Here is a 19,367-nt window from a genome sequence, read left to right as displayed (position 1 = left end):
GACACGACCTAGCGCCAGGCGGCGCTGAAGCTGTCGAGCTGCGCCCAGGTGATGACGTTGGTCGAGCGCCCGCCGAACAGGCGCAGCTCGCGGTCGGGGCCGGCCTCGACGCGGGCGACGGAGTAGCCCCCGTTGTTGTTGCGCGGCACGTTGGCGCGGGCGGTCACGCTCGGGGTGAGCGAGTCCGGCAGGTACCCGAGGACCGTGTCGGCGTCGAAGCTGCCCTTGACGCCGCCGCTCAGCTGGAGCGTGGTGGTGCCGGCGAGACTGATCAGGCGTCCCTGGGGGGCGTTCTGATCGACGCTCACCCCCGCGGCGAGCGTGATCGGCTGCCAGTCGGTGAGGACCTTGACGCCGTCGGTCTCGGGCGCCCCGGAGAGCGACACGACGGTGCAGGTGCGCGGGCCGGGGTCCTCGCAGGCGAAGCCGAAGTGGAGGTGCGGGACGCCGCCGCGCACGGAGACGGCCATGCCCTCGGGCTCGCGGTACTCCAGGCCGGGCGCCGCCGCGCTGAACTGCCGGTCGAGGAGATTGCCGGTGGCCCACTCGATGGCGGTGAGGTAGGTGTTGCCCGGCAGCGGGTTGGCGGCCGAATAGGCCTCGCCCTGGAGGGTGTAGAGGATGCCCGCGTGGGAGGCGTACCCCTGGAACACGGCGGACGGGAGGGCCGGGGTGATCCGCTGGACCGGCTCCCACACGCCGTTCGCCGCCTTGGCGAGGTCGTAGCGCTCCCAGTGCGTTCCGTTCAGAGAGAAACGAAGGACGAGCTCGTTCGTGGCCCGGTCGATGGTCGGCGTGATGAAGCGGGCCGCCGGGTCGGGCGTGTACGGCTGCGTGTGCCGCGTGGTGCCGTAGGTGACGACGTCGCCGGCCGCGTACGGGAAGCTGGTGACGGCGGAGCCGTAGCCCTCGTTCTTCGAGTTGGGCTTCGACGCGGTCTCGGTCCACAGCCAGATCGTCCCGGCGCGGTTCTCCACGCCCAGGCTGACGCCGTGTCCGAAGCCGCGGAGGTACATGTACCCGGTCTTCACCCCGGCCTCGGTGAGGCGGGTCAGGCACAGGTCGCCGTCGGCCTTGCGGGTGTCGTAGCTGACCGGCGCCGTCTCGCCGGCCAGCTGGATCCCGTCCTCCATGACCTGGAGCACGAAGACGTCGCCGGACACCGGGTCGATGCCGAACGACTGCATGACCGTGGCGTTGTGCAGCCGGCGGCGGTGGAGCAGTTTGCCCACCGGGCCGGCGATGTCTATCTGTCCTTCAATGGTGACGCTCAACGACGCCGCTCCTCGGGATGGTTGGGGGTGTCCCTCGTGATCGGAACCGCGTCAGTCTGTCAAACCCCTCCCCGGCCGTGCGGATCCGGCCCGCTTCAGAGCGGGGCGTTCTCGTCGGCCGCGAACGGGGCGCCGTGGCCGGGGACGATCACGTCGGCGGCGGCCAGGACCCGCAGGCGGGAGGTGCGCTGCAGGGCGTGGTCGGGGGCGACCGGGTCCTCGACGGGGCCGTTGGGCCGCCACCACAGGTCGCCCACGAAGGCCACGACGCCTTCGGCGGTGCCCGCGAGGAGGGTGATGTCCTCGGGGCTGTGGCCGGGGGTGCGGATCAGCCGGAGGGAGGGGGTGAGTTCGTGGCCCTCGGCGTCCCGGTCGGTCCACTGGTCTGCCTCGTACACCGCCTTGTGGTCGTGCACCCGGGCACGCCCGAAGAGGCCCACGTTCATGGTGTTGTCCGGGTGGTGGTGGCTGAGCACGACGTCGGTGATGTCGTCCGGTCCGAGGCCGAGTTCGGCGAGCGGGCCGAGGATGCGGTCCCGGCTCGCGACCATGCCCGGGTCGACGACCACGTGCCGGTCGCCGTCGGAGACGTAGGACACGGTGGCGGCGACGCCGGGTCCGGTGGACAGCGTGTAGCCGGTGGTCAGGACCGTGTACACGGCGGTGCGGGCGAGCGTGGCGCTCTCGTTCGCGGCGGCGGTGGCGGTGGCGGTGGCGCGGTCTTCGGCAGTCGTGGGGGTGGCGGTGGCGGTGGGGAGCGCTGCGGGCGTCGTGTTCGTCATGGACAAGATCATGCCGAGGCGGCCGGGCCCCCACGAGTGGCACTGATGCCACTGATCGCAGGAAACGTGCCAGCCTCCCCGGCCCCTGTGCCAGACTGCGCGGATGCCCCCCTTCCGTACCGTCGCCGCCTACGCCCCGCCCGGCGTCGGCATGTTGGCCGTCGGGATCGTCGCCGAGGTGTTCGGTCCGCACGGGAAGGAATTCCCCGGCTTCGACCTCACCCTCTGCACGGACCGCCCGGACCGGCCCGTCCCCACCGACTGCGGAGTGCCGCTGGCCGTGGAGGGCGGCCTGGACCGGCTGGCCGCCGCGGACCTCGTGATCGCGCTGCCGGGGGCCGGGTTCCGCACGCCGCCGGGCCCCGCCGTCCTGGAGGCGCTGACGGCCGCCCACGCGCGCGGCGCCCTGGTGGCGGCCCACTGCGTGGGGACCTTCGCGCTGGCCGCCGCAGGGCTCCTGGACGGCCACCGGGCCACCACCCACTGGCGGTTCGCCGACCTGCTGGCGAGCCGCCACCCGCTGGTCGACGTCGAACCCGACGCCCTCTACGTGGACCAGGGGCGGATCGTCACGGGCGCGGGGGCGGCGGCCGGCTTCGACCTGTGCCTGCACCTGTTGCGGCGGGAGCACGGCGCGGCCCTCGCCAACGCGGTGTCCCGGGACATGGTGCTGCCCTCGCACCGCGACGGCGGGCAGGCCCAGTACCTGGCCGCACCCGTCCCCGAGGACGGGCAGGACGAGCGTCTCGCCGAGGTGCTCGGCTGGGCCCGGGCCCACCTGCACGAGCCCATGCCCGTCGCGGACCTGGCCCGGCGCGCGATGATGAGCAAGCGCTCCTTCGCCCGCCGCTTCACCGCCGCCACGGGCACGACCCCGCACGCCTGGCTGCGGGAACTGCGGCTGAGCGGCGCCGAGGAGCTCCTGGAGACCACGGACCTGCCGGTGGAGGAGATCGCCCGCCGGGTCGGCTACGGCTCCGCGGCCGTGCTGCGCGAGCAGTTCGTGCGCCGCCGCGGGGTCCCGCCGCGCACGTACCGCCGCTCCTTCAGCCGCACCCCGTCGTCCTCGGACGCGGCCGGCTGATCCGGTCTGATCCGAAAGACAGGGCCTACGTTGGCCCTCCGAGGACACGCACGTTTCTTCCGCTGAGAAAGGAAGTACCCCATGCGGTACCGCAAGCTGGGCGACTCGGACCTGGAGGTCTCGGAGATCTCGCTCGGCTCCTGGCTCACCTACTCCGGCGGCGTCGAGGCCGACGCGACCCGTGCCTGCACGGAGGCCGCCTTCGACGCGGGCATCAACTTCTTCGACACGGCCAACGTGTACGGGCGCGGGGCGGCCGAGGCGGCCTGGGGCGAGGTGCTGTCCGCGCACCCGCGCGACTCGTACGTCCTGGCCACCAAGGTCTGGGGCCGCATGTCGGACGACCCGGCCGACGCCGGACTGTCCGCCGACCAGATCGCCCGTCAGATCGACGCCTCCCTGACCCGCCTCCGGACCGATCACGTCGACCTCTACCAGGCCCACCGCTTCGACCCGTCCGTGCCGATCGAGGAGACGATCGAGGCGTTCCAGAAGGTCGTCGAGCAGGGCAAGGCCCGCTACCTCGGCTTCAGCGAGTGGACGGACGAGCAGGTCCGGGCGGCGATCGACCTCGCCGGTCCGGAGCTCTTCGTCTCCTCCCAGCCTCAGTACTCCATGCTCTGGCAGGCGCCCGAGGCCGGGCTCTTCGACCTCACCGAGGCGCACGGCATCTCCAACATCGTCTGGTCCCCGCTCGCCCAGGGCGTCCTGACCGGCAAGTACCGCCCGGGCCGGCCCGTCCCCGAGGGCAGCCGCTTCGCGAGCGACGCGATGGCCGGCGCCCGGGACCTCGTCTACACGGAGGCGAACCTGGAGGCCGTCCAGCGGCTGGTGCCGGTCGCCGAGGAGGCCGGCCTCTCCCTGCCCACCCTCGCCCTGGCCTGGGTGCTGCGCCGGCCGGAGGTCGCCTCGGCCATCACCGGAGCCTCCCGCCCGGAGCAGGTGCACGCCAACGCCGCCGCCTCCGGGGTGGAGCTCTCCCCCGACCTGCTGGCCGCCGTGGACCGGGCCCTCGGCGACGCCCCGCTCACCGAGCCCGTCCTGGCCCCGAACGCCCAGCCGGGGATCCGGCGCCGCTGAGCGGAGGAACTGGGACAATCGAGGCATGACCGAGGCGCCGCCCGAGACCGTCACCCGCGTCTTCCTCGTGGACGACCACGAGGTCGTCCGCCGGGGACTGCGCGACCTGCTCGACGACGAGGCCGACATGGAGGTGGTCGGCGAGGCCTCGACGGCGGACCAGGCGCTGGCCAGGGGACCGGCCCTGCGGCCGGACGTGGCCGTGCTGGACGTGCGGCTGCCCGACGGGGACGGGATCTCCGTGTGCCGGGAGCTCCGCTCCCGGCTGCCCGGGCTGGCCTGTCTGATGCTGACCTCGTTCGACGACGAGGACGCCCTCATCGACGCGATCATGGCGGGGGCGGCCGGTTACGTGCTCAAGCAGATCAACGGCTCGGACCTGGTGGCCGCGGTACGGACCGTGGCCACCGGGCAGTCGATGCTCGACCCCGCGACCACCGCCCGCCTGATGCGCTCGCTGCGCGATCCCGAGGCCCCGAAGCCCCCGGAGGACGAGCGGCTGGCGGTGCTCTCCGAGCGGGAGCGTTCCGTGCTGGAACTCATCGGCGAGGGGCTCACCAACCGGCAGATCGCCAAACGGCTCTACCTGTCGGAGAAGACGGTCAAGAACCACATCTCACGGCTGCTGGGCAAGCTGGGCGTGGAGCGCCGGGTGCAGGCGGCCGTGATCGCGGCCCAGGCCCACGAGCACGACCGGCACGAGGACGGGCAGCGGGAGCACGAGGAGCGGCGGGATCACGGGGACGGACGGGATCACGGGGACGGCGGCGGGCACGGGGACGGCGGCGGGCACGGGGACGGCGGCGGGCGCGGGGACGGTCACGACCACCCGCCCGGGGCCCCCTGATCAGGGCTCCGGCTCCCGCTCCCCGTCCGGGGTCAGCGGGATCCGCCATTCCAGCAGCGTGCCGCCGGGCGGCTCCGGGCGGGCGAGGACCGACAGGTCGCCGCCCAGCCGCTCGGCCCGCTCGGCCAGGTTCCGCAGTCCGCTGCGGGCCCCGCCGGGCCCGATGCCCACGCCGTCGTCGCTCACCGCCACCGCCAGGACGCCGTCCTCGGCGACCACCGCCACCTCCGCGCGGCGGGCCCCCGCGTGCCGGGCCACGTTGGTGAGCGCCTCGCCGAGGACCGCGACGACCTCGTCCGCCGCCTCGGGCGGCACGTCCGTGTCGAGCAGGCCCTCCATGCGCAGGGCGGGGGTGAAGCCGAGCGTGGACGCGGCCGAGTCGACCGCCTTGACGATGCGGTTCCTGAGCTTGGGCGCCGTCCCGGGCGGCGGATGCTCGCGGAGGCCGAAGATGGTCGCCCGGATGATCTTGATGGTGGCGTCCAGGTCGTCGATCGCCCGGTTCAGCCGGTCCGAGGCCTCCGGGTGCTCGACGAACCGGCGGGCGCTCTGCAGCGTCATCCCGGTCGCGAACAGCCGCTGGATCGCCAGGTCGTGCAGGTCGCGGGCGATGCGGTCGCGGTCCTCCAGGAGGCTCACCTGCTCGGAGTCGCGGCGGCGGTCGGCCAGTTCGAGGGCGAGGGCCGCCTGGTCCGCGAAGCCGGGGAGGGCGGCGATCTCGGCCCCGGTGAAGGGCGCCCGGCCCCTGCTCCGGGCCAGGATCAGCACACCGCTCAGGCGCTCCTTCGTGCCGACCGTGACGGCCACCGCGGGGCCGAAGCCCGTCCACCGTTCCGGCTGCACGGTGACCCGCCCGTCGTGCTCGACGTCCGCGACCGTGACCAGCCCGTCCTGGGCGAGGGCCGCCGCGGCGAGGGTGCCCTCGCTGCTCGGCAGCACGACGCCCCGGTGCTCGTCGGCTCCCTCGCCGCGGGCCAGCGAGCCGCGCAGCTCGCCGCCCGGCCCGACGAGGTAGAACACGCCCATGTCGGCGCCGGCGATGTCCACGGCCTGCTCCAGCATGCCGTCGAGGACCTCGCTCTCCGCCGTACCGGAGAGCAGGGCACTGGTCAGCGCGGAGCTCGCCGCCAGCCAGCGCTGGCGCAGCCGCCCCTCCTCGTAGAGGCGGGCGTTCTCGATGGCGATGCCGGCGGCGACGGCGAGCGTGGTGACGACGGCCTCGTCCTCCGCGTCGAAGTCGGCGCCGCCGCGCTTCTCCGTGAGATAGAGGTTGCCGAACACCTCGTCGCGGACGCGCACGGGCACGCCGAGGAACGAGTGCATCGGCGGATGGTGGGCGGGGAACCCGTACGAGGCGGGATGCCCGGAGAGCTCGGCGAGGCGCAGCGGCTTGGGGTTGCGGATCAGTTCGCCGAGCAGGCCGTGCCCGGACGGGAGGGCGCCGATGCGTTCGCGCAGCTCGTCGTCGATGCCGACGGGCAGGAACTCCGAGAGCCGCCGGTCGTCGCCGATCACGCCCAGGGCGCCGTACTCGGCGTCCACCAGGGTCACGGCCGCCTCCACGATGCCGCGCAGCACCTGGGGCAGGTCCAGTTCCCGGCCGACGGACATGACGGCTTCGAGCAGCCCGTTGAGCCGGTCCCGGGTGCCGCGCACCTCGTCGATGCGCACCTGGAGCTCGTCGAGCAGCTCGTCGAGTCGTAGGCGCGGGATCCCGCTGTGGGCCCGCTCCGGGTCGTCACGCCCCATCGCCACCTCCGGCCTCGGGCCGTACCGAGCGCGTGGCGGCTCGCGGTGCCGGCCCCCTCTCACGGTATCCGCGCGGCCCGCTCCGCGCCCCCGCTCAGGCGGTGCTCCCGTGTCCCGGCCCGCGTCGCGGGATCAGCTCGACGGGGCAGTGGGCGTGCTGGAGCAGGCCGAGCGTCGTGCGCCCGAGGGTCGGTCCGAGGTAGCCGGGCGCCCGCCGGCCCCCGACGACCAGGAGGTCGGCGTGGTGGGAGGCGTCGACGAGGGCGCCGGGCACGCTGTGGTGCTTCTCGCCGTCGGCGAGCAGGGTGACGTCCGGGAACTCCTCGTGCAGCCGCTCGGCGACCTCGTTCGGCACCCGCACGTGCGCGCGGGCCGCCTCCCGCGTTCCGTCGCGCAGCGCCGTCCGGACGCCCTCGTACGAGGCCACGGCCCAGACGTGCAGGAGCCGGAGCGGCACCTTGCGCAGCCGGGCCTCGCGGGCCGCCTCCCGGGCGCAGCCCAGGTCGTTGCCGTCGCGGACGGCGACGAGTACGGCCCCGGCCTCGGCCGGGTCGGCGCCCCCGCGCACGACGACCGCCGGCGTGGTGGCGCCCGCGGCGACGTCGAGTCCGACCGAGCCGAGCAGGAGCGCGGAGAACCCGCCGACGCCCCGGTGCCCGACGACGATCGTGCCGGTCAGGCCCGCGGCCGTGCGCAGGCTCGCGGCCGGCGGCCCGGTGCCGAGCTCCGTGACGACCGCGAGGGCGGGGTGGTGCGCGGCCACCGTCTCGGCGGCGCGGTCGAGCAGGTCCCGGCCCGCGCGCCCGCAGCGCTCGCTCTCCGCGCGGGAGAGGAAGCCGGACGCGGCGTCGGTGTCCGTCGCGTGCACCAGGCAGAGGCCGCTGCCCCGCAGGACCGCCTCCGCGGCGGCCCAGCGCACGGCCGCACGCGAGGAGGGCGAGCCGTCGACGCCGACCACGACCCTGCCGGGGGCGTGCCGCCCCGGGCCCGGGCCGCTTCTCCCGTCGTTCCCGTCCGTGGTGCCCATGGCTCCTCCTCGTACGGTCCGCCCCCGCTGCGCTGCCCGGGCTTCGCCCTGCTCCCACCGTGACATCCGGGCGCCGGGCGGCCGGAGGGCCGCAGGGGGCAAGCGCGGGGCCAAAGGTCCCGGTCGTTCCGGGCGGGTCCGGCCGGGTCCGTGCCGGGTCCGGTCGGGCCCGGCACGGGACCGTTCGGCCCCTCGCGCTCCCCCCGGTGGCCGGTGGACGGTGGTGGGGCGGGGACGGCCGGCAGACGGCACGGACGGGAGGCTCGGTGATGAAGCACATGAAGGTCGGCGGCCTGATGTCCGACGACGTGGTCTCCGCCGTCCCCTCGACGCCCTTCAAGCAGCTCGCGAAGCTGCTCGCCGAGCACGAGATCAGCGGGCTGCCCGTCGTCGACGAGGACGAGCACGTCCTCGGCGTCGTCTCCGAGTCCGACCTGCTGGCCCGCCGCCGGACGAGCGCGCGGGAGCTGATGACCGCCCCGGCCGTGACCGTGTACGCCGAGGAGGCGGTCGCGGACGCGGCGCGCCTGATGGTGCGCCGCGGAGTGGAGCGCCTCCCCGTCGTCGACGAGGAGGAACGGCTGGTGGGGATCGTGACCCGTCGCGACCTGCTGTGCGTGTTCCTCCGCCCGGACGCGGAGATCCGGCAACGCATCCGGGAGGACGTCCTGTCCGAGGCCATGGGCCTGCCCCGTGACGCGGTGGACGTCCACGTCCTGGACGGCGTGGTGACGCTCGAAGGACGGGTGCGGCGCCGGAGCCGGGCCCGGGTGCTGCTGAGGCTCGCCGAGCGGGTGGACGGCGTCGTCGCCGTCGTGGACCGGCTCTCCGCCGCCGAGGACGACACGTTCCCCGCCGCCACCTCCGCCGCGCGCACCGCGCAGAACACCCCGTGGTGACCCCCGCACCGGGGGCACCCCTCCGACAGGACGGACGCACCGTGCCCACCCTCACCCCCCTGACCCGGACCCTCGTGACGGCCCTCGTCGAGGACGCCGTCACCGCGCCCTCCATGCACAACGCGCAGCCCTGGAGGTTCGTCCACCGGTCCGGGACGGACACCGTCGAGCTGTACGGGGACCCGGCGCGGGCCATGCCCCGCGAGGACCCCGACCACCGCGCCCTCCATCTGGGCTGCGGCGCCGCCCTGTTCGGCCTGCGGGTCGCCGCCGCGGACCGGGGACTGCACGCCGTGACCCGGCTGCTGCCGGACCCCGGCGCGCCCTGGCACCTGGCCGACGTGCACCTGCGGGGGCCCGCTGAGGAGCACCGGGAGGAGGACGAGCTGGCCGTCTTCCGGACCGCGCTGCGGGAGCGGCACACCAGCCGATTCCCGTTCACCGAGGAGCGGATCCCCGCCGAGATCCTGGACGGACTGAGCGCCGAGGCCGTCCGCGAGGGCTGCCGCCTCGTCGTGCCGGGTGCCTGGCACACCGACACGGTGCTGGGCCTGGTGCACGCCTCCGAGCTGTTCGAGGCGGCGAGCGACTCGGTCCGCGCGGAGATCGCCGCCTGGACCCGTACGGGTACGGCGGGCGAGGGCACCGCGACGGAGGGGGCGGGCGGGAGCGGGACCGAGGGCATCCCCTCGTACGCCTTCGGGCCGCGCCAGTACGACGTGACCTCCCCGGTCCGGGACTTCGACGCCCGGCGGCGGGTCGCCGCCCGCGCCACGGCCGCCTTCGAGAAGAGGCCCCAGATCGCCCTGCTCGGCACGACCGGCGACACCCCGCGGGAGTGGCTGACGGCCGGTCAGGCGATGCAGCGGATCCTGCTCCGGGCCACCCTCGACGGACTGTCCGCCTCGCTCATGTCGCAGCCTCTGGAGTGGCCCGAACTGCGGTCCCTCGCCAGGGATCCGGGTTCGACGATGGGCTTCGTCCACATGGTGCTGCGCCTGGGGTACGGGCCGCGCGGCCGGGCGACGCCCCGACGGCCCGTCTCGGAGGTGCTCGACATCGACTGAGGGGAGAGCCGGCGCACCCGAACGAGACCCGAACGACGCACCCCGAGGAGGGCGATCATGTCCGAGGCAGTCCCGTACCCCGCCGTCACCCCGCGGCCGGCCCTGCTCAGCTTCCTGGGCGGCGTGGGGACGGTCACCGGGAGCAAGTTCCTCGTCGAGGGCGACCGGTCCCGGATCCTCGTCGACTGCGGTCTGTTCCAGGGCTTCGCCCGGCTGCGGCGGCGCAACTGGGAACGGTTCGGCCGGGACGCCGCCGACATCGACGCCGTGGTCGTCACCCACGCGCACCTGGACCACTGCGGCTATCTGCCGCGCCTGGTGCGGCAGGGCTTCCGGGGCCCGATCCTCACCAGCGCCGCGACCGCCCGGCTGGCCTCGATCGTGCTGCGCGACAGCGCCCGGCTCCAGATGGAGGCGGCCCGGCACGCCGACGAGCACGGCTGGTCCAAGCACCGCCCGGCCCGGCCGCTCTACGACGACTCCGACGTGGAGAAGACGCTGGCGTTCCTCGATCCGGTCCCGGTCGGACCGGAGGTGGAGATCGTGAACGGCACGCGGCTGACGCTCCACCACGGCGGGCACATCCTCGGGTCGGCCTGGGCCCGTCTCACCCTGGAGGACGGGCACACGCTGGCCGTCTCCGGGGACCTGGGCCGGCCCGGGCACCCGCTGCTGCTGCCGCCCGAGCCGTTCTCCGGAGCGGACGTGCTGCTCCTGGAGTCGACGTACGGCGACCGGCGCCACGACCAGGAGTCCGGGCGCTCCGCGTTCGCCGACGTCGTCGGGCGGACCCTCGCCCGGGGCGGCACCGTCGTCATCCCGGCCTTCGCGATCGACCGCACCGAGGTCGTGCTGCACGAACTGACCCGGCTGCGCGGGACGGACGTCCTGCCCCGGTCGGTCCCGGTGTACGTGGACAGCCCGATGGCCCTGGCCGCCCTGGACGTCTACCGGGACGCCGTACGCGAACGGTCGGCGGAGCTGCGGCCCGAGATCCTGGCCCGGGGGGGAGGCCGCGCTCAGCCCCGAGCCGTTCCTCGCCGCCCGCACCGTCCAGGAGTCCATCGACATCAACAGCACGCACGGCCCCGCCGTCATCGTCTCCTCGGCCGGCATGGCCACCGGCGGCCGGGTCCTGCACCACCTGCGCCGGCTGCTCCCCGACCCGCGCAACGCGGTGGTCGTGGTCGGCTTCGCCGCCGCCGGCACCCGGGCGCGGGACCTGGTCGACGGGGCCCGGACGCTCAAGATGTTCGGCGCGTACGTGCCCGTGCGCGCCGAGGTCGCCGACGTCCCGCACTTCTCGGCGCACGCCGACGCGGGGCAGATCGTGGACTGGCTGCGCGGCGCTCCCCGCCCGCACACCACCTACCTCGTCCACGGCGAGCCGGGTGCGTCCCAGGCCCTGCGCGACCGCGTCGACCGGGAGTTGGGCTGGACGGCCGTCGTCCCCCGCTCCGGCGAGGCCGTTCTGGTCCGCTGACCGGGCGGCAGGCAGCCCCGGTGAGGAGAGGGCCATGACCTCGAAGCCGTACACCGTCGCCGACGTGATGACCCGGAGGGTCGTCGCCGTCCTTCCCGGCGCGGACTTCAAGGAGATCGTCACCACCATGCGGAGGTGGCGGGTGACGGCCGTGCCCGTCGTGGAGGGCGAGGGGCGGGTCGTCGGGGTCGTCTCCGAGGCGGACCTGCTCCTCAAGGAGGAGTTCCACGACCACCGCCTGGGCCTCGTCGAGCAGATGCGGCACCTCGACGCCACCGCCAAGGCCGGCTCCCGTCGCGCCCGGGAGCTGATGACCTCGCCGGCGGTGACCGTCTCCCCCGGGGCCTCCCTGCCCGCCGCCGCCCGCCTCATGACGGTCCGCGGCGTCAAGCGCCTCCCGGTCGTCGACGCGGGCGGTGTCCTCCGGGGCGTCGTGAGCCGCTCCGACCTGCTCAAGGTGTTCCTGCGCCCGGACGAGGACCTGGCGGCCGAGGTGCGCCACGACGTCGTCGAGCCCCTGTTCCCGCTCTCCCGGCACCAGGTCGACGTGCGGGTCGAGGCCGGTGTCGTGACCCTGTCCGGCACCGGCCTCGACCCGCACGTCGACCTGGTGCCCGTCGCCGCGCGGCTTGCCCGTGCGGTCGAGGGCGTGGTGGACGTGCGCTGCGAACTCGCGGCGCGGACGGGGGCGTAGGGCTCGCGCCGGGCCCTGTGCGGGCGCGCCGGTCACTGTGCGGCGCGCCGGTCACTCCGTCGGTGGGGCGGTCACTCCGTCCGTCGGGGTGTCGGTCCCGGTTCCGGTGTAGCCGCGGGCCCGGACGAGGTCGTGGGCGAGGCGGACGAAGGCGCGGGCGGCGGCGCTCCGGTAGGCGCCCTGCCGGTGCAGGAGGGTCACGGTGCGGGCGGGCAGGGGCGGGTCGAGGGGGACGGGGACGAGGTGGGGGTGCTCGTGGGTGATGGCGTCGGGCAGCACGGTGGCCAGCGGGCCGCGCCGGACGATCTCGGTGAGGGCCTGGATGGAGTTGGCCTCCACCGCGATGCGCGGCGCGACGCGGTGGGCCGCGAGGTAGGCGTCGATGTGCGCCCGCGTCGCGAAGTCGCCGCTGAGGAGCGCCAGTCGACGATCCGCCAGGGCCCGGACCGGCAGCGGTCCGGGGGGAGGCGGGACGGCTCCGTCGGCGGTGACGAGGCCGAGTGTCTCGGTGAACAGCGGCGAGGCGGCGATGCCGGGCGGGTGCGGGCCGGCGAAGGCGATGCCGATGTCGAGTTCGTCGGCGAGCAGGGCGGCCTCGACGCGGTCCTGGGTCGTCTCGGTCAGGGTCAGGCCGATCCCGGGGTGACGGGCGTGCAGCTCGGCGGCGAGCGGGCCGACGAGGTACGCGGTGAAGGTGGGGGTGACGCCCAGCCGCAGGTGGCCGCCGGCGAGGTCCTGGACGTCGTGGACGGCGCGTTCGGCGGCGGCCAGGTCGCGGAGCGCGCGCCGGGCGTGCTCCGCGTACACGGCACCGGCGTCGGTGAGCCGGACCGTGCGCCCGGTGCGGTCGAGGAGCTGCACGCCGAGGGTGCGCTCCAGCTGTCTGACCTGCTGGGAGAGCGTGGGCTGGGAGATGTGCAGGGCCTCGGCGGCGCGGGTGAAGTTGCCGTGTTCGGCGACGGCGAGCAGGTAGCGCAGATGACGCAGTTCCGGAGAGGCGGCCATGCGCACCACTATAGGCGCAGCCATAGATGGCATCACTAGCTCTGATCGCCAGCAAGTCTTGGACGCTATAGGCACAGGTCGTGCAGGGTGGATCTCGCCGGCACCGAGGGGCCGGCCGCCACAGAAGGGAGCGACCCCATGCAGGACCTCGCCGAAGGCATCGCCCGTTTCCAGCGGGACGTCTTCCCCGCCAAGGCGGAGCTCTTCGCCCGCCTGGCCACCCAGCACAGCCCGCACACCCTGTTCATCGGCTGCTCCGACGCCCGTGTGGTCCCCGAGCTGATCACCGGCACCGAGCCGGGCGACCTGTTCGTCATCCGCACCGCGGGAAACCTGGTGCCCGCCCACACGCCCGGCGCGGACGGGGTCGCGGCGAGCATCGAGTACGCCGTCTCCGCGCTGGGCGTCCGGGACATCGTCGTCTGCGGCCACTCGGCCTGCGGCGCGATGACCGCGCTCGCCCAGGGGCACGACCTGAGCGGCGCCCCGGCGGTCGCCGCCTGGCTGCGGCACGCCGACGCCTCCCGGGCCCGCACCGCCGCCGGTGACGTGCCCGCCCTCGTGCGGCAGAACGTGCTGGCCCAGCTGGCGAACCTGGCCACCCACCCGTCGGTCGCCCGCGCCCTGGCCGGGCGGCGGGTCACCCTGCGCGGCTGGGTCTACGACATCGGCAGCGGCCACGTGGAGGAACTGACCGCCGCCGGCTCGCCCGTCGCGGCCTGACCCCCGGCCGGCCCGACCGCCCCGACCGCCCCGACCGCCTCAGCCACTCCCTCTTCTCCGTCCACCCCCGTCAGACAAGGAACCCCATCATGGTGCACGCCCAGTTCGACCCCACCGCCCGCCAGACCCTGGCCATCGCCGCCGTCGAGGCCAAGACGCGCAAGGACCTCTCCTGGCAGCAGGTCGCCGACGCCGCCGGCCTGTCCGTCGCGTTCGTCACCGCCGCCGTCCTCGGCCAGCACGCGCTGCCGGAGCACTCGGCGAAGGCGGTCGCCGAGCTGCTGGGCCTGGACGAGGACGCGGTGGTGCTGCTGCAGACCATCCCGACGCGCGGCTCGATCCCCGGCGGCATCCCCACCGACCCGACCGTCTACCGCTTCTACGAGATGCTCCAGGTCTACGGCACCACCCTCAAGGCCCTGGTGCACGAGCAGTTCGGGGACGGCATCATCTCCGCGATCAACTTCAGGCTCGACGTCAAGAAGGTCGCCGACCCCGAGGGCGGCGAGCGCGCCGTCATCACCCTGGACGGCAAGTACCTGCCGACCAAGCCCTTCTGATCCGGCAGGTCGGGCCGGTCCGGCACCGCCCCGCGGGCGGCCGCCCTGGTGCGGCCGCCCGCTCCGGCGCGCATGCTCGAAGCATGTCCCAGGTCACCACCACCGACCTGTACGAGGTCACGATGGCGCTCTCGTACCTGCGGGAGGACATGCGGGCACCGGCCACCTTTGGCCTCTTCGTCCGCGATCTCCCGCCGGAGCGCGGATTCCTCGTCGCCGCCGGGCTCGAACCGGCCCTGGACCACCTCTCCCGCTTCCGGGTGGGACGCTCCGACGTCGAGGAGTTCGCCGAGGCGCTGCGACGGCCCGCCGAGGACCTCGGACCGCTCCTCGGCCTGTCCTTCGACGGCGAGGTGCGCGCGGTGCCCGAGGGCCGGCTCGTCCTCGCGGGCGAGCCGCTCCTGGAGGTCACCGCGCCGCTGCCGCAGGCGCAGCTCGTCGAGACGTACCTGCTGTCCCTGCTGTGCCACCAGACGGTGGTCGCCGCCAAGGCGGCGCGGTGCGTGCTCGCCGCCGCGGGGCGGCCCCTGGTCGACTTCTCGCTGCGCCGCGCCCACGGCCCCGAGGCCGGTACGACGGCGGCGCGGCTCTGCGCCCTGGTCGGCTTCGCCGCCACCAGCAACGTCGCCGCCGCGGCCCGCTACGGCATCCCGGCCGCCGGCACGATGGCCCACTCGTACGTCGAGGCCTTCGGCTCGGAGGAGCAGGCGTTCCGGGCCTTCGCCCGCACCCATCCGGGGCCGGTGACCTTCCTGGTCGACACGTTCGACACCGACCGCGGCGTCGCCACGGCCGCCCGGGTGTTCAGGGACCTCGGACTCGGTCCCGGCTGCGGGATCCGGCTCGACAGCGGCGACCTGGGCGCGCTGGCCCGCCGGGCCCGCGGCGCCCTCGACGCGGCGGGGCTGCCGGACGTCCAGATCATCGCGAGCGGCGGCCTCGACGAGTACGGCGTCGACCGGCTCGTCCGGGAGGGGGCGCCGATCGACGTGTACGCGGTGGGGAGCAGGGTCGGCGTGGCCGCCGACGCCCCGTACCCGGACGCGGCCTACAAACTGGTCGAGTACGACGGGCGGCCCGTCATGAAGCTGTCCCCGGGGAAGGTCACGGCGCCCGGCCGCAAGCAGGTCTTCCGCGGGCCCGGCCTGCGCGACGTCATCGGCCTGGCGAACGAGGAACCCCCCGAGGGCACGGAGCCGCTGCTGCGGACGGTGATGCGCGGCGGACTCCGCACGGAACCACCGGACACCCTGGCCGCCGCCCGCCTCCGCTTCGAGGCCGACCTCGCGCACCTTCCGGAGGAGGCCCGGCGGATCCGCTCCCCCGTGGCGCCGCTCCCGACGGTGTCGACCCGGCTCACCGCCCTGACGACCGTCGTACGGCACCGGATCGAGGTGCGGACGGGCTCCGGGCGGTAGGGGCACACACCTGCCTCGGTCGTACCCGGTCGCCCTCGGCCCTGCCCCGCCGCCCCGAGCCGTACTCCCTCGCCCTCGGCCCTGCCCCGCCGCCCTCAGCCGTACTCCTCGCCCTCGGCCGTCCTCAGTCGTCCTCCGTCCCCTGCCCGCTGCCCCGCCGGAGCCGGCCCGACCACACCGGCTCCACCTGCTCCCACTCGCGTTCCCAGGCCGCCAGCCCGCGGGCCTGGACCGTCCGCCGTACGAGGAGGAGGACACCCGCCCCGACCCCGCCGACGGCGAACGCCGTGGCCGTTCCGCCGGAGAGCGAGAGCAGCGCGCGGTCCGCCGCGCTGCCCGGGGGCCGGGCCTGGGCGCCCGCGTCGTCCACCCAGATCACGACCGTGCGGCCGCGCGGCGAACCGGGCGGTACGGCGACGCTGCCGGTCCTGCGCACGTCATCGGGGTAGCCCCAGACCGCCGGCGCGACGGCCTGCGGATGCGCGCCGTAGCGGGTGGCGACGGGCAGCTCCTTGGCCGGCCCGGTCGTGGTCGCCGTCACCTGGTGGCGGTGCGCGGCGAGGGCGCGGTCGGCCCTGGCGCCGGCCGTCCAGAGCGCCCCGGCGGTGATCGCACCGCCGATCAGGGCCAGCAGGAGGACGAGGACCAGGGCGGTGCGGCCGCCGGGGAACGGCTCGTGGTCGACCATGGCGCACCTCCGGTGGGAGCGGCTCGCCGGGCGTACGGGGGGGGAGGCGGTCAGCTCCGGGTGCTGCTTTCGGAGCCTTCGGTGCCGGGTTCGGTGCCGAGGTCGGTGCCGGGTTCGGCGCCGAGCTCGGTCCCGATGTGGTGCGCCCAGGCCTGGATCCGGGCGTGGTCGCGGAAGTCCCCGCCCTGGCCGTGGCGGACCATGGCCCGGCCGAGCGGACCGGCCGTGTCCGCGGTCAGGGCGCCGCCGAAGGTGGCGTGCTCCCGGGCGCCGAGCCGTTTCATCCGGCGCGCGACCCCGCGTACGGGCGGGATGTCGTGCGGGGCGGCCGAACTCCGGGAGCCGTCGAGCGGACCGCTGCTGAAGAGCCAGACGGGCCGGTGGCGGAGCTGCTCGGCGTTGCGCCGGGCGCACCGGCGGGCCTTGGCGTTCCAGTGTCCGGCGTAGAGGGCCCCGCCGAGGACGACTCCGTCGTAGCCGCTGACGTCGGTGACGGTGTCGGCCGGCAGGACGACCGCGTCGAAGCCGTCGGCCCGCAGCGTCCGGCCGATCTCGTCGGCGATGCCCGCCGTGGCGCCGTGTCCGCTGCCGTACGCGACCAGGACGCGCCGCGGGTTCATGACCGACCGCCCCCGGAGCCGGCCCGCCGCACCGGAATGCTGCGCACGGTCCCGCTCTCCGCTTCGGGCATCGGGACCCTGATGGTGAGGATGCCGTCCGCGTACGAGGCGTCGACCTCGCCGACGGGGATCGCGCCGGGCAGCCGCACGGTCCTGCGGAACGCTCCGTAACGGAACTCCGAGTGCTCCTTGTCCTGCTCGCCCTCGGCGTGCTCGGCGCTCACCGTGATCAGGTCGTCGTCGACCGTGACGGCGATGTCGTCCGGGTCCATGCCGGGCAGCTCGGCCCGCAGCACGTACGCGCCGTCGGCGCTCGTCGTCTCCACCGGGATGGAGTGGGCGGCCGTGGCGGGGCGCCAGCCGGGCAGCCCCGGGAACTCGCGGTCGAACCAGTCGTTGAAGTCGGGGAACCGGCGGCGCCTGCGTTCCCCTTTGTCTCCGGTCATCGTTCTGCTCCTGCTCTGGGGAGTTCGGCCCCCGTGTCCCACTCTTCCGCCCGCCCCCCGCCCGGCGAAGTGCCCCACGGGGCCGCTCCGGGGGGCCGAACGGACCGTCCCGGGGAGGGACCGACCGGCCCAAGCGCACCCCGCGCGGCGGGGCCGGAACGGTGTCACCGGGTGAGGTCGCGGCGGCGCAGCAGCACCTGGGCGGCGAGCAGGCCGGCCACGCCCGCCCCGGCCAGCACGGCGACGCGCGGCCAGAGGACCGCGCCCCGCGCGAGGGCGTCGCCCGGCGTGTAGTAGTGGAACGGGCTGAGGTACCGCAGGGGCGCGGCGGGCTCCCAGGCCAGGGCGACGAAGTTGACGGCGAATCCCACCGCCCCGATCGCGACGACCGCGCCGAGGACCAGCGCCCGCCGCCCCACCGCGGCGGACACGGCGAGCGCGGGTCCCGTGACGCAGAGGGTGAAGGCGTAGCCCATGACCCCGGCGGCGAACACGCCGCCGAGGCCGACCTGCGCGTGGATCTTCGGGGAGAGTGCCACGCCCGCCGCGACGGTGAGCGTGGCGGCGGCGGTCACGGCGGCGGAGGCGAGCAGGAGGGCGGCGGCGCGTTCGGCGAGCAGGCGGCTGCGGGTGACCGGCCGGACCATGACGAGCTCGATGGTGCCGGACTCCACGTCCGCCGCGACGGCGGCGGCCGCCAGGGAGCCGATCACGGTCAGCTGGAGCGCAATCCAGAACGGGTGGGTCAGCCCCGCGCCCAGCAGTCCCGGGTAGCTGGCGATCGAGACGTCCCCGCTGGAACCGCTGAACGCCCGGTACGCGGAGGGCGGCGACCGGCCGCCGGAGAACAGCTGCTCCGGCGGGATCGTGTTCGTCACGACGACGATGAGCGCCTCGAAGGCCACCATGCCGACCAGTACGGCGGTGAGCATGCGCCGTCTGCGGTGGAGGGCCAGCCGGAGCAGGGGCGGGAGGGTGTTCACGGCGCGTTCCCGGGCGCGGTGCCGTCGGGCGGCGCGGGGTCGCGGTAGAGGTCCAGGAACGCCTCGTCGAGGCCGGCCTCCTCCACCGTGATGTCGGCGACGGGGAGGGTGAGCAGGGCGCGCAGGGTGGCCGTGATGTCGCTCGGCGGGACCAGCAGCTCGGCCCGGTCGCCCTGCCAGCGCGGGTTCCAGCGGTCCGCGTCCCCGAGGCTGCGGGGACGGCCGGGGCGCAGGCCGCCGAGTGTGACGCGGATCCGGCGGGCCCGGGCCTCGCGCAGCGAGGCGACGCGCTCGACGGTGACGAGCCGGCCCTCGCGGATGATGGCGACCCGCCCGCAGGCGCGCTGGACCTCCGGCAGCACGTGGCTGGACAGCAGGACGGTGCGTCCGGCTCCGGCCGCCTCGGCCATCAGCGCGAAGAAGGTCTCCTGCACGAGCGGGTCCAGTCCCTCCGTGGGCTCGTCGAGCACCACGAGGCGCGGCTCGTGCTGGAGCGCCTGGACGAGCCCCAGCTTCTGCTTCATGCCGCGGGAGTAGCCGAGGACGGGCCGCCGCAGGTCGCGGTCGGAGAGGTCGAGGCGCTCGCACAGCTCCCGGCGGCGGGGCGAGGGGGCGCGCTGGAGCGCGGTGAGCAGGTCGAGCGTCTGCGCGCCGGTGAGCTCGGGGTAGAGCCGCAGTTCGCCCGGCAGGTAGCCGAGCCTGGGGGCCAGTCGGGCGTGGTCCGCGAGGGGGTCGAGACCGAGCACCCGCGCGTGGCCGGACGTGGGTCCGAGCAGCCCGACGAGGCAGCGCAGCGTGGTCGTCTTCCCGGCACCGTTGGGGCCGAGGAAACCGAAGACCTCGCCCGCCTCCACCGCCAGGGACAGGGACTCCACGCCGACGACCGGCCCGTACCGCTTCGACAGCCGGGTGAGCTCGATGGCGGGTGTCTCGCCCAT

19 protein-coding genes and 2 pseudogenes are annotated in these 19,367 nt (G+C 75.0%); 11 read left to right on the top strand and 10 right to left on the bottom strand.

Going from position 1 to position 19,367, the window contains the following annotated elements; genetic code table 11:
- Positions 1 to 8 precede the first annotated feature (8 nt).
- On the bottom strand, positions 9 to 1,274 hold the full coding sequence (locus tag ABD981_RS06190) for a phage baseplate protein (RefSeq protein WP_131723816.1): 1,266 nt from the start codon (positions 1,272 to 1,274) through the stop codon (positions 9 to 11).
- Between the two features lie 95 nt (positions 1,275 to 1,369).
- Entirely contained in the window at positions 1,370 to 2,056 is a 687-nt protein-coding gene (locus ABD981_RS06185) for an MBL fold metallo-hydrolase (RefSeq protein ID WP_123954151.1), read from the bottom strand.
- Positions 2,057 to 2,159: 103 nt separating this feature from the next.
- Here ABD981_RS06185 and ABD981_RS06180 point away from each other — a divergent pair, with 103 nt between their 5' ends.
- From ABD981_RS06180 to ABD981_RS06170, 3 genes and pseudogenes are all read left to right on the top strand, one after another.
- On the top strand, positions 2,160 to 3,140 hold the full coding sequence (locus tag ABD981_RS06180; protein ID WP_046905882.1) for a GlxA family transcriptional regulator: 981 nt from the start codon (positions 2,160 to 2,162) through the stop codon (positions 3,138 to 3,140).
- 81 nt (positions 3,141 to 3,221) lie between these two features.
- Positions 3,222 to 4,220: an aldo/keto reductase family protein gene (locus tag ABD981_RS06175; protein WP_046905883.1), complete on the top strand. Its 999-nt coding sequence runs from the start codon at positions 3,222 to 3,224 to the stop codon at positions 4,218 to 4,220.
- Between the two features lie 25 nt (positions 4,221 to 4,245).
- Positions 4,246 to 4,920, top strand: a pseudogene (locus ABD981_RS06170) (response regulator); the annotation flags it as partial.
- 147 nt (positions 4,921 to 5,067) lie between these two features.
- Here the strand turns inward: ABD981_RS06170 and ABD981_RS06165 are convergent.
- Positions 5,068 to 6,816, bottom strand: a complete 1,749-nt coding sequence (locus ABD981_RS06165; RefSeq protein ID WP_046905884.1) for a sensor histidine kinase — start codon at positions 6,814 to 6,816, stop codon at positions 5,068 to 5,070.
- Positions 6,817 to 6,910: 94 nt separating this feature from the next.
- Positions 6,911 to 7,843, bottom strand: a complete 933-nt coding sequence (locus ABD981_RS06160) for a universal stress protein (protein WP_046905885.1) — start codon at positions 7,841 to 7,843, stop codon at positions 6,911 to 6,913.
- 269 nt (positions 7,844 to 8,112) lie between these two features.
- On the opposite strand from ABD981_RS06160, the gene ABD981_RS06155 reads away from it, so the two are divergent.
- The 5 genes and pseudogenes from ABD981_RS06155 (at position 8,113) to ABD981_RS06135 (ending at position 11,986) form a co-directional block, all read left to right on the top strand.
- Positions 8,113 to 8,742 carry a CBS domain-containing protein gene (locus ABD981_RS06155; RefSeq protein WP_046905886.1) on the top strand — a complete coding sequence of 210 codons (630 nt, stop codon included), beginning with the start codon at positions 8,113 to 8,115 and terminating at the stop codon, positions 8,740 to 8,742.
- Positions 8,743 to 8,783: 41 nt separating this feature from the next.
- The gene (locus ABD981_RS06150) at positions 8,784 to 9,809 is read left to right on the top strand and encodes an Acg family FMN-binding oxidoreductase (RefSeq protein ID WP_046905887.1); all 1,026 of its coding nucleotides are present in this window, start codon (positions 8,784 to 8,786) and stop codon (positions 9,807 to 9,809) included.
- Positions 9,810 to 9,866: 57 nt separating this feature from the next.
- Positions 9,867 to 10,490: pseudogene (locus ABD981_RS06145) on the top strand (MBL fold metallo-hydrolase); the annotation flags it as partial.
- A gap of 382 nt (positions 10,491 to 10,872) precedes the next feature.
- Positions 10,873 to 11,292: an MBL fold metallo-hydrolase RNA specificity domain-containing protein gene (locus ABD981_RS06140; RefSeq protein ID WP_345528318.1), complete on the top strand. Its 420-nt coding sequence runs from the start codon at positions 10,873 to 10,875 to the stop codon at positions 11,290 to 11,292.
- A gap of 34 nt (positions 11,293 to 11,326) precedes the next feature.
- Positions 11,327 to 11,986 carry a CBS domain-containing protein gene (locus ABD981_RS06135; protein WP_345528245.1) on the top strand — a complete coding sequence of 220 codons (660 nt, stop codon included), beginning with the start codon at positions 11,327 to 11,329 and terminating at the stop codon, positions 11,984 to 11,986.
- A 51-nt stretch (positions 11,987 to 12,037) separates the two neighbouring features.
- Here ABD981_RS06135 and cynR read toward each other — a convergent pair whose 3' ends face one another.
- On the bottom strand, positions 12,038 to 12,991 hold the full coding sequence (gene cynR / locus ABD981_RS06130) for a transcriptional regulator CynR (RefSeq protein ID WP_205628106.1): 954 nt from the start codon (positions 12,989 to 12,991) through the stop codon (positions 12,038 to 12,040).
- Positions 12,992 to 13,129: 138 nt separating this feature from the next.
- Here cynR and ABD981_RS06125 point away from each other — a divergent pair, with 138 nt between their 5' ends.
- The 3 genes from ABD981_RS06125 (at position 13,130) to ABD981_RS06115 (ending at position 15,692) form a co-directional block, all read left to right on the top strand.
- The gene (locus ABD981_RS06125; protein WP_046905890.1) at positions 13,130 to 13,714 is read left to right on the top strand and encodes a carbonic anhydrase; all 585 of its coding nucleotides are present in this window, start codon (positions 13,130 to 13,132) and stop codon (positions 13,712 to 13,714) included.
- 89 nt (positions 13,715 to 13,803) lie between these two features.
- Entirely contained in the window at positions 13,804 to 14,274 is a 471-nt protein-coding gene (gene cynS, locus ABD981_RS06120) for a cyanase (protein WP_046905891.1), read from the top strand.
- A gap of 83 nt (positions 14,275 to 14,357) precedes the next feature.
- Positions 14,358 to 15,692, top strand: coding sequence for a nicotinate phosphoribosyltransferase (locus ABD981_RS06115; RefSeq protein WP_046905892.1), 1,335 nt, complete (start codon positions 14,358 to 14,360; stop codon positions 15,690 to 15,692).
- A 124-nt stretch (positions 15,693 to 15,816) separates the two neighbouring features.
- On the opposite strand, the gene ABD981_RS06110 is transcribed toward ABD981_RS06115, so the two are convergent.
- The 5 genes from ABD981_RS06110 to ABD981_RS06090 form a co-directional block, all read right to left on the bottom strand.
- Complete coding sequence (locus ABD981_RS06110) at positions 15,817 to 16,380, bottom strand: Rv1733c family protein (RefSeq protein WP_046905893.1); 564 nt, start codon at positions 16,378 to 16,380, stop codon at positions 15,817 to 15,819.
- A gap of 50 nt (positions 16,381 to 16,430) precedes the next feature.
- A complete protein-coding gene (locus ABD981_RS06105; RefSeq protein ID WP_123954153.1) occupies positions 16,431 to 17,000 on the bottom strand; it encodes a flavodoxin domain-containing protein in 570 nt (189 codons plus the stop codon).
- A complete protein-coding gene (locus ABD981_RS06100) occupies positions 16,997 to 17,446 on the bottom strand; it encodes an Hsp20/alpha crystallin family protein (protein ID WP_046905894.1) in 450 nt (149 codons plus the stop codon). Before ABD981_RS06100 ends, ABD981_RS06105 begins: the two co-directional genes overlap by 4 nt.
- A gap of 164 nt (positions 17,447 to 17,610) precedes the next feature.
- The gene (locus ABD981_RS06095) at positions 17,611 to 18,429 is read right to left on the bottom strand and encodes an ABC transporter permease subunit (protein WP_046905895.1); all 819 of its coding nucleotides are present in this window, start codon (positions 18,427 to 18,429) and stop codon (positions 17,611 to 17,613) included.
- Positions 18,426 to 19,367 carry an ABC transporter ATP-binding protein gene (locus ABD981_RS06090; RefSeq protein WP_046905896.1) on the bottom strand — a complete coding sequence of 314 codons (942 nt, stop codon included), beginning with the start codon at positions 19,365 to 19,367 and terminating at the stop codon, positions 18,426 to 18,428. The genes ABD981_RS06095 and ABD981_RS06090 overlap by 4 nt, the downstream gene beginning before the upstream one ends.

This window comes from Streptomyces showdoensis (assembly GCF_039535475.1).
In the GTDB taxonomy this organism is placed as follows: Bacteria; Actinomycetota; Actinomycetes; order Streptomycetales; family Streptomycetaceae; genus Streptomyces; species Streptomyces showdoensis.
The sequence above is the reverse complement of the archived record's forward strand: the minus strand, read 5'-3'. Positions and strand labels throughout refer to the sequence as shown.

Bases quoted from the DNA above. Each gene is read 5' to 3' on its own strand.
- ABD981_RS06185 (WP_123954151.1), bottom strand. From the start codon at position 2,056: ATGACGAACACGACGCCCGCAGCGCTCCCCACCGCCACCGCCACCCCC.
- ABD981_RS06180 (WP_046905882.1), top strand. From the start codon at position 2,160: ATGCCCCCCTTCCGTACCGTCGCCGCCTACGCCCCGCCCGGCGTCGGC.
- ABD981_RS06175 (WP_046905883.1), top strand. From the start codon at position 3,222: ATGCGGTACCGCAAGCTGGGCGACTCGGACCTGGAGGTCTCGGAGATC.
- ABD981_RS06165 (WP_046905884.1), bottom strand. From the start codon at position 6,816: ATGGGGCGTGACGACCCGGAGCGGGCCCACAGCGGGATCCCGCGCCTA.
- ABD981_RS06160 (WP_046905885.1), bottom strand. From the start codon at position 7,843: ATGGGCACCACGGACGGGAACGACGGGAGAAGCGGCCCGGGCCCGGGG.
- ABD981_RS06155 (WP_046905886.1), top strand. From the start codon at position 8,113: ATGAAGCACATGAAGGTCGGCGGCCTGATGTCCGACGACGTGGTCTCC.
- ABD981_RS06135 (WP_345528245.1), top strand. From the start codon at position 11,327: ATGACCTCGAAGCCGTACACCGTCGCCGACGTGATGACCCGGAGGGTC.
- cynR (WP_205628106.1), bottom strand. From the start codon at position 12,991: ATGGCCGCCTCTCCGGAACTGCGTCATCTGCGCTACCTGCTCGCCGTC.
- ABD981_RS06125 (WP_046905890.1), top strand. From the start codon at position 13,130: ATGCAGGACCTCGCCGAAGGCATCGCCCGTTTCCAGCGGGACGTCTTC.
- cynS (WP_046905891.1), top strand. From the start codon at position 13,804: ATGGTGCACGCCCAGTTCGACCCCACCGCCCGCCAGACCCTGGCCATC.
- ABD981_RS06115 (WP_046905892.1), top strand. From the start codon at position 14,358: ATGTCCCAGGTCACCACCACCGACCTGTACGAGGTCACGATGGCGCTC.
- ABD981_RS06110 (WP_046905893.1), bottom strand. From the start codon at position 16,380: ATGGTCGACCACGAGCCGTTCCCCGGCGGCCGCACCGCCCTGGTCCTC.
- ABD981_RS06105 (WP_123954153.1), bottom strand. From the start codon at position 17,000: ATGAACCCGCGGCGCGTCCTGGTCGCGTACGGCAGCGGACACGGCGCC.
- ABD981_RS06100 (WP_046905894.1), bottom strand. From the start codon at position 17,446: ATGACCGGAGACAAAGGGGAACGCAGGCGCCGCCGGTTCCCCGACTTC.
- ABD981_RS06090 (WP_046905896.1), bottom strand. From the start codon at position 19,367: ATGGGCGAGACACCCGCCATCGAGCTCACCCGGCTGTCGAAGCGGTAC.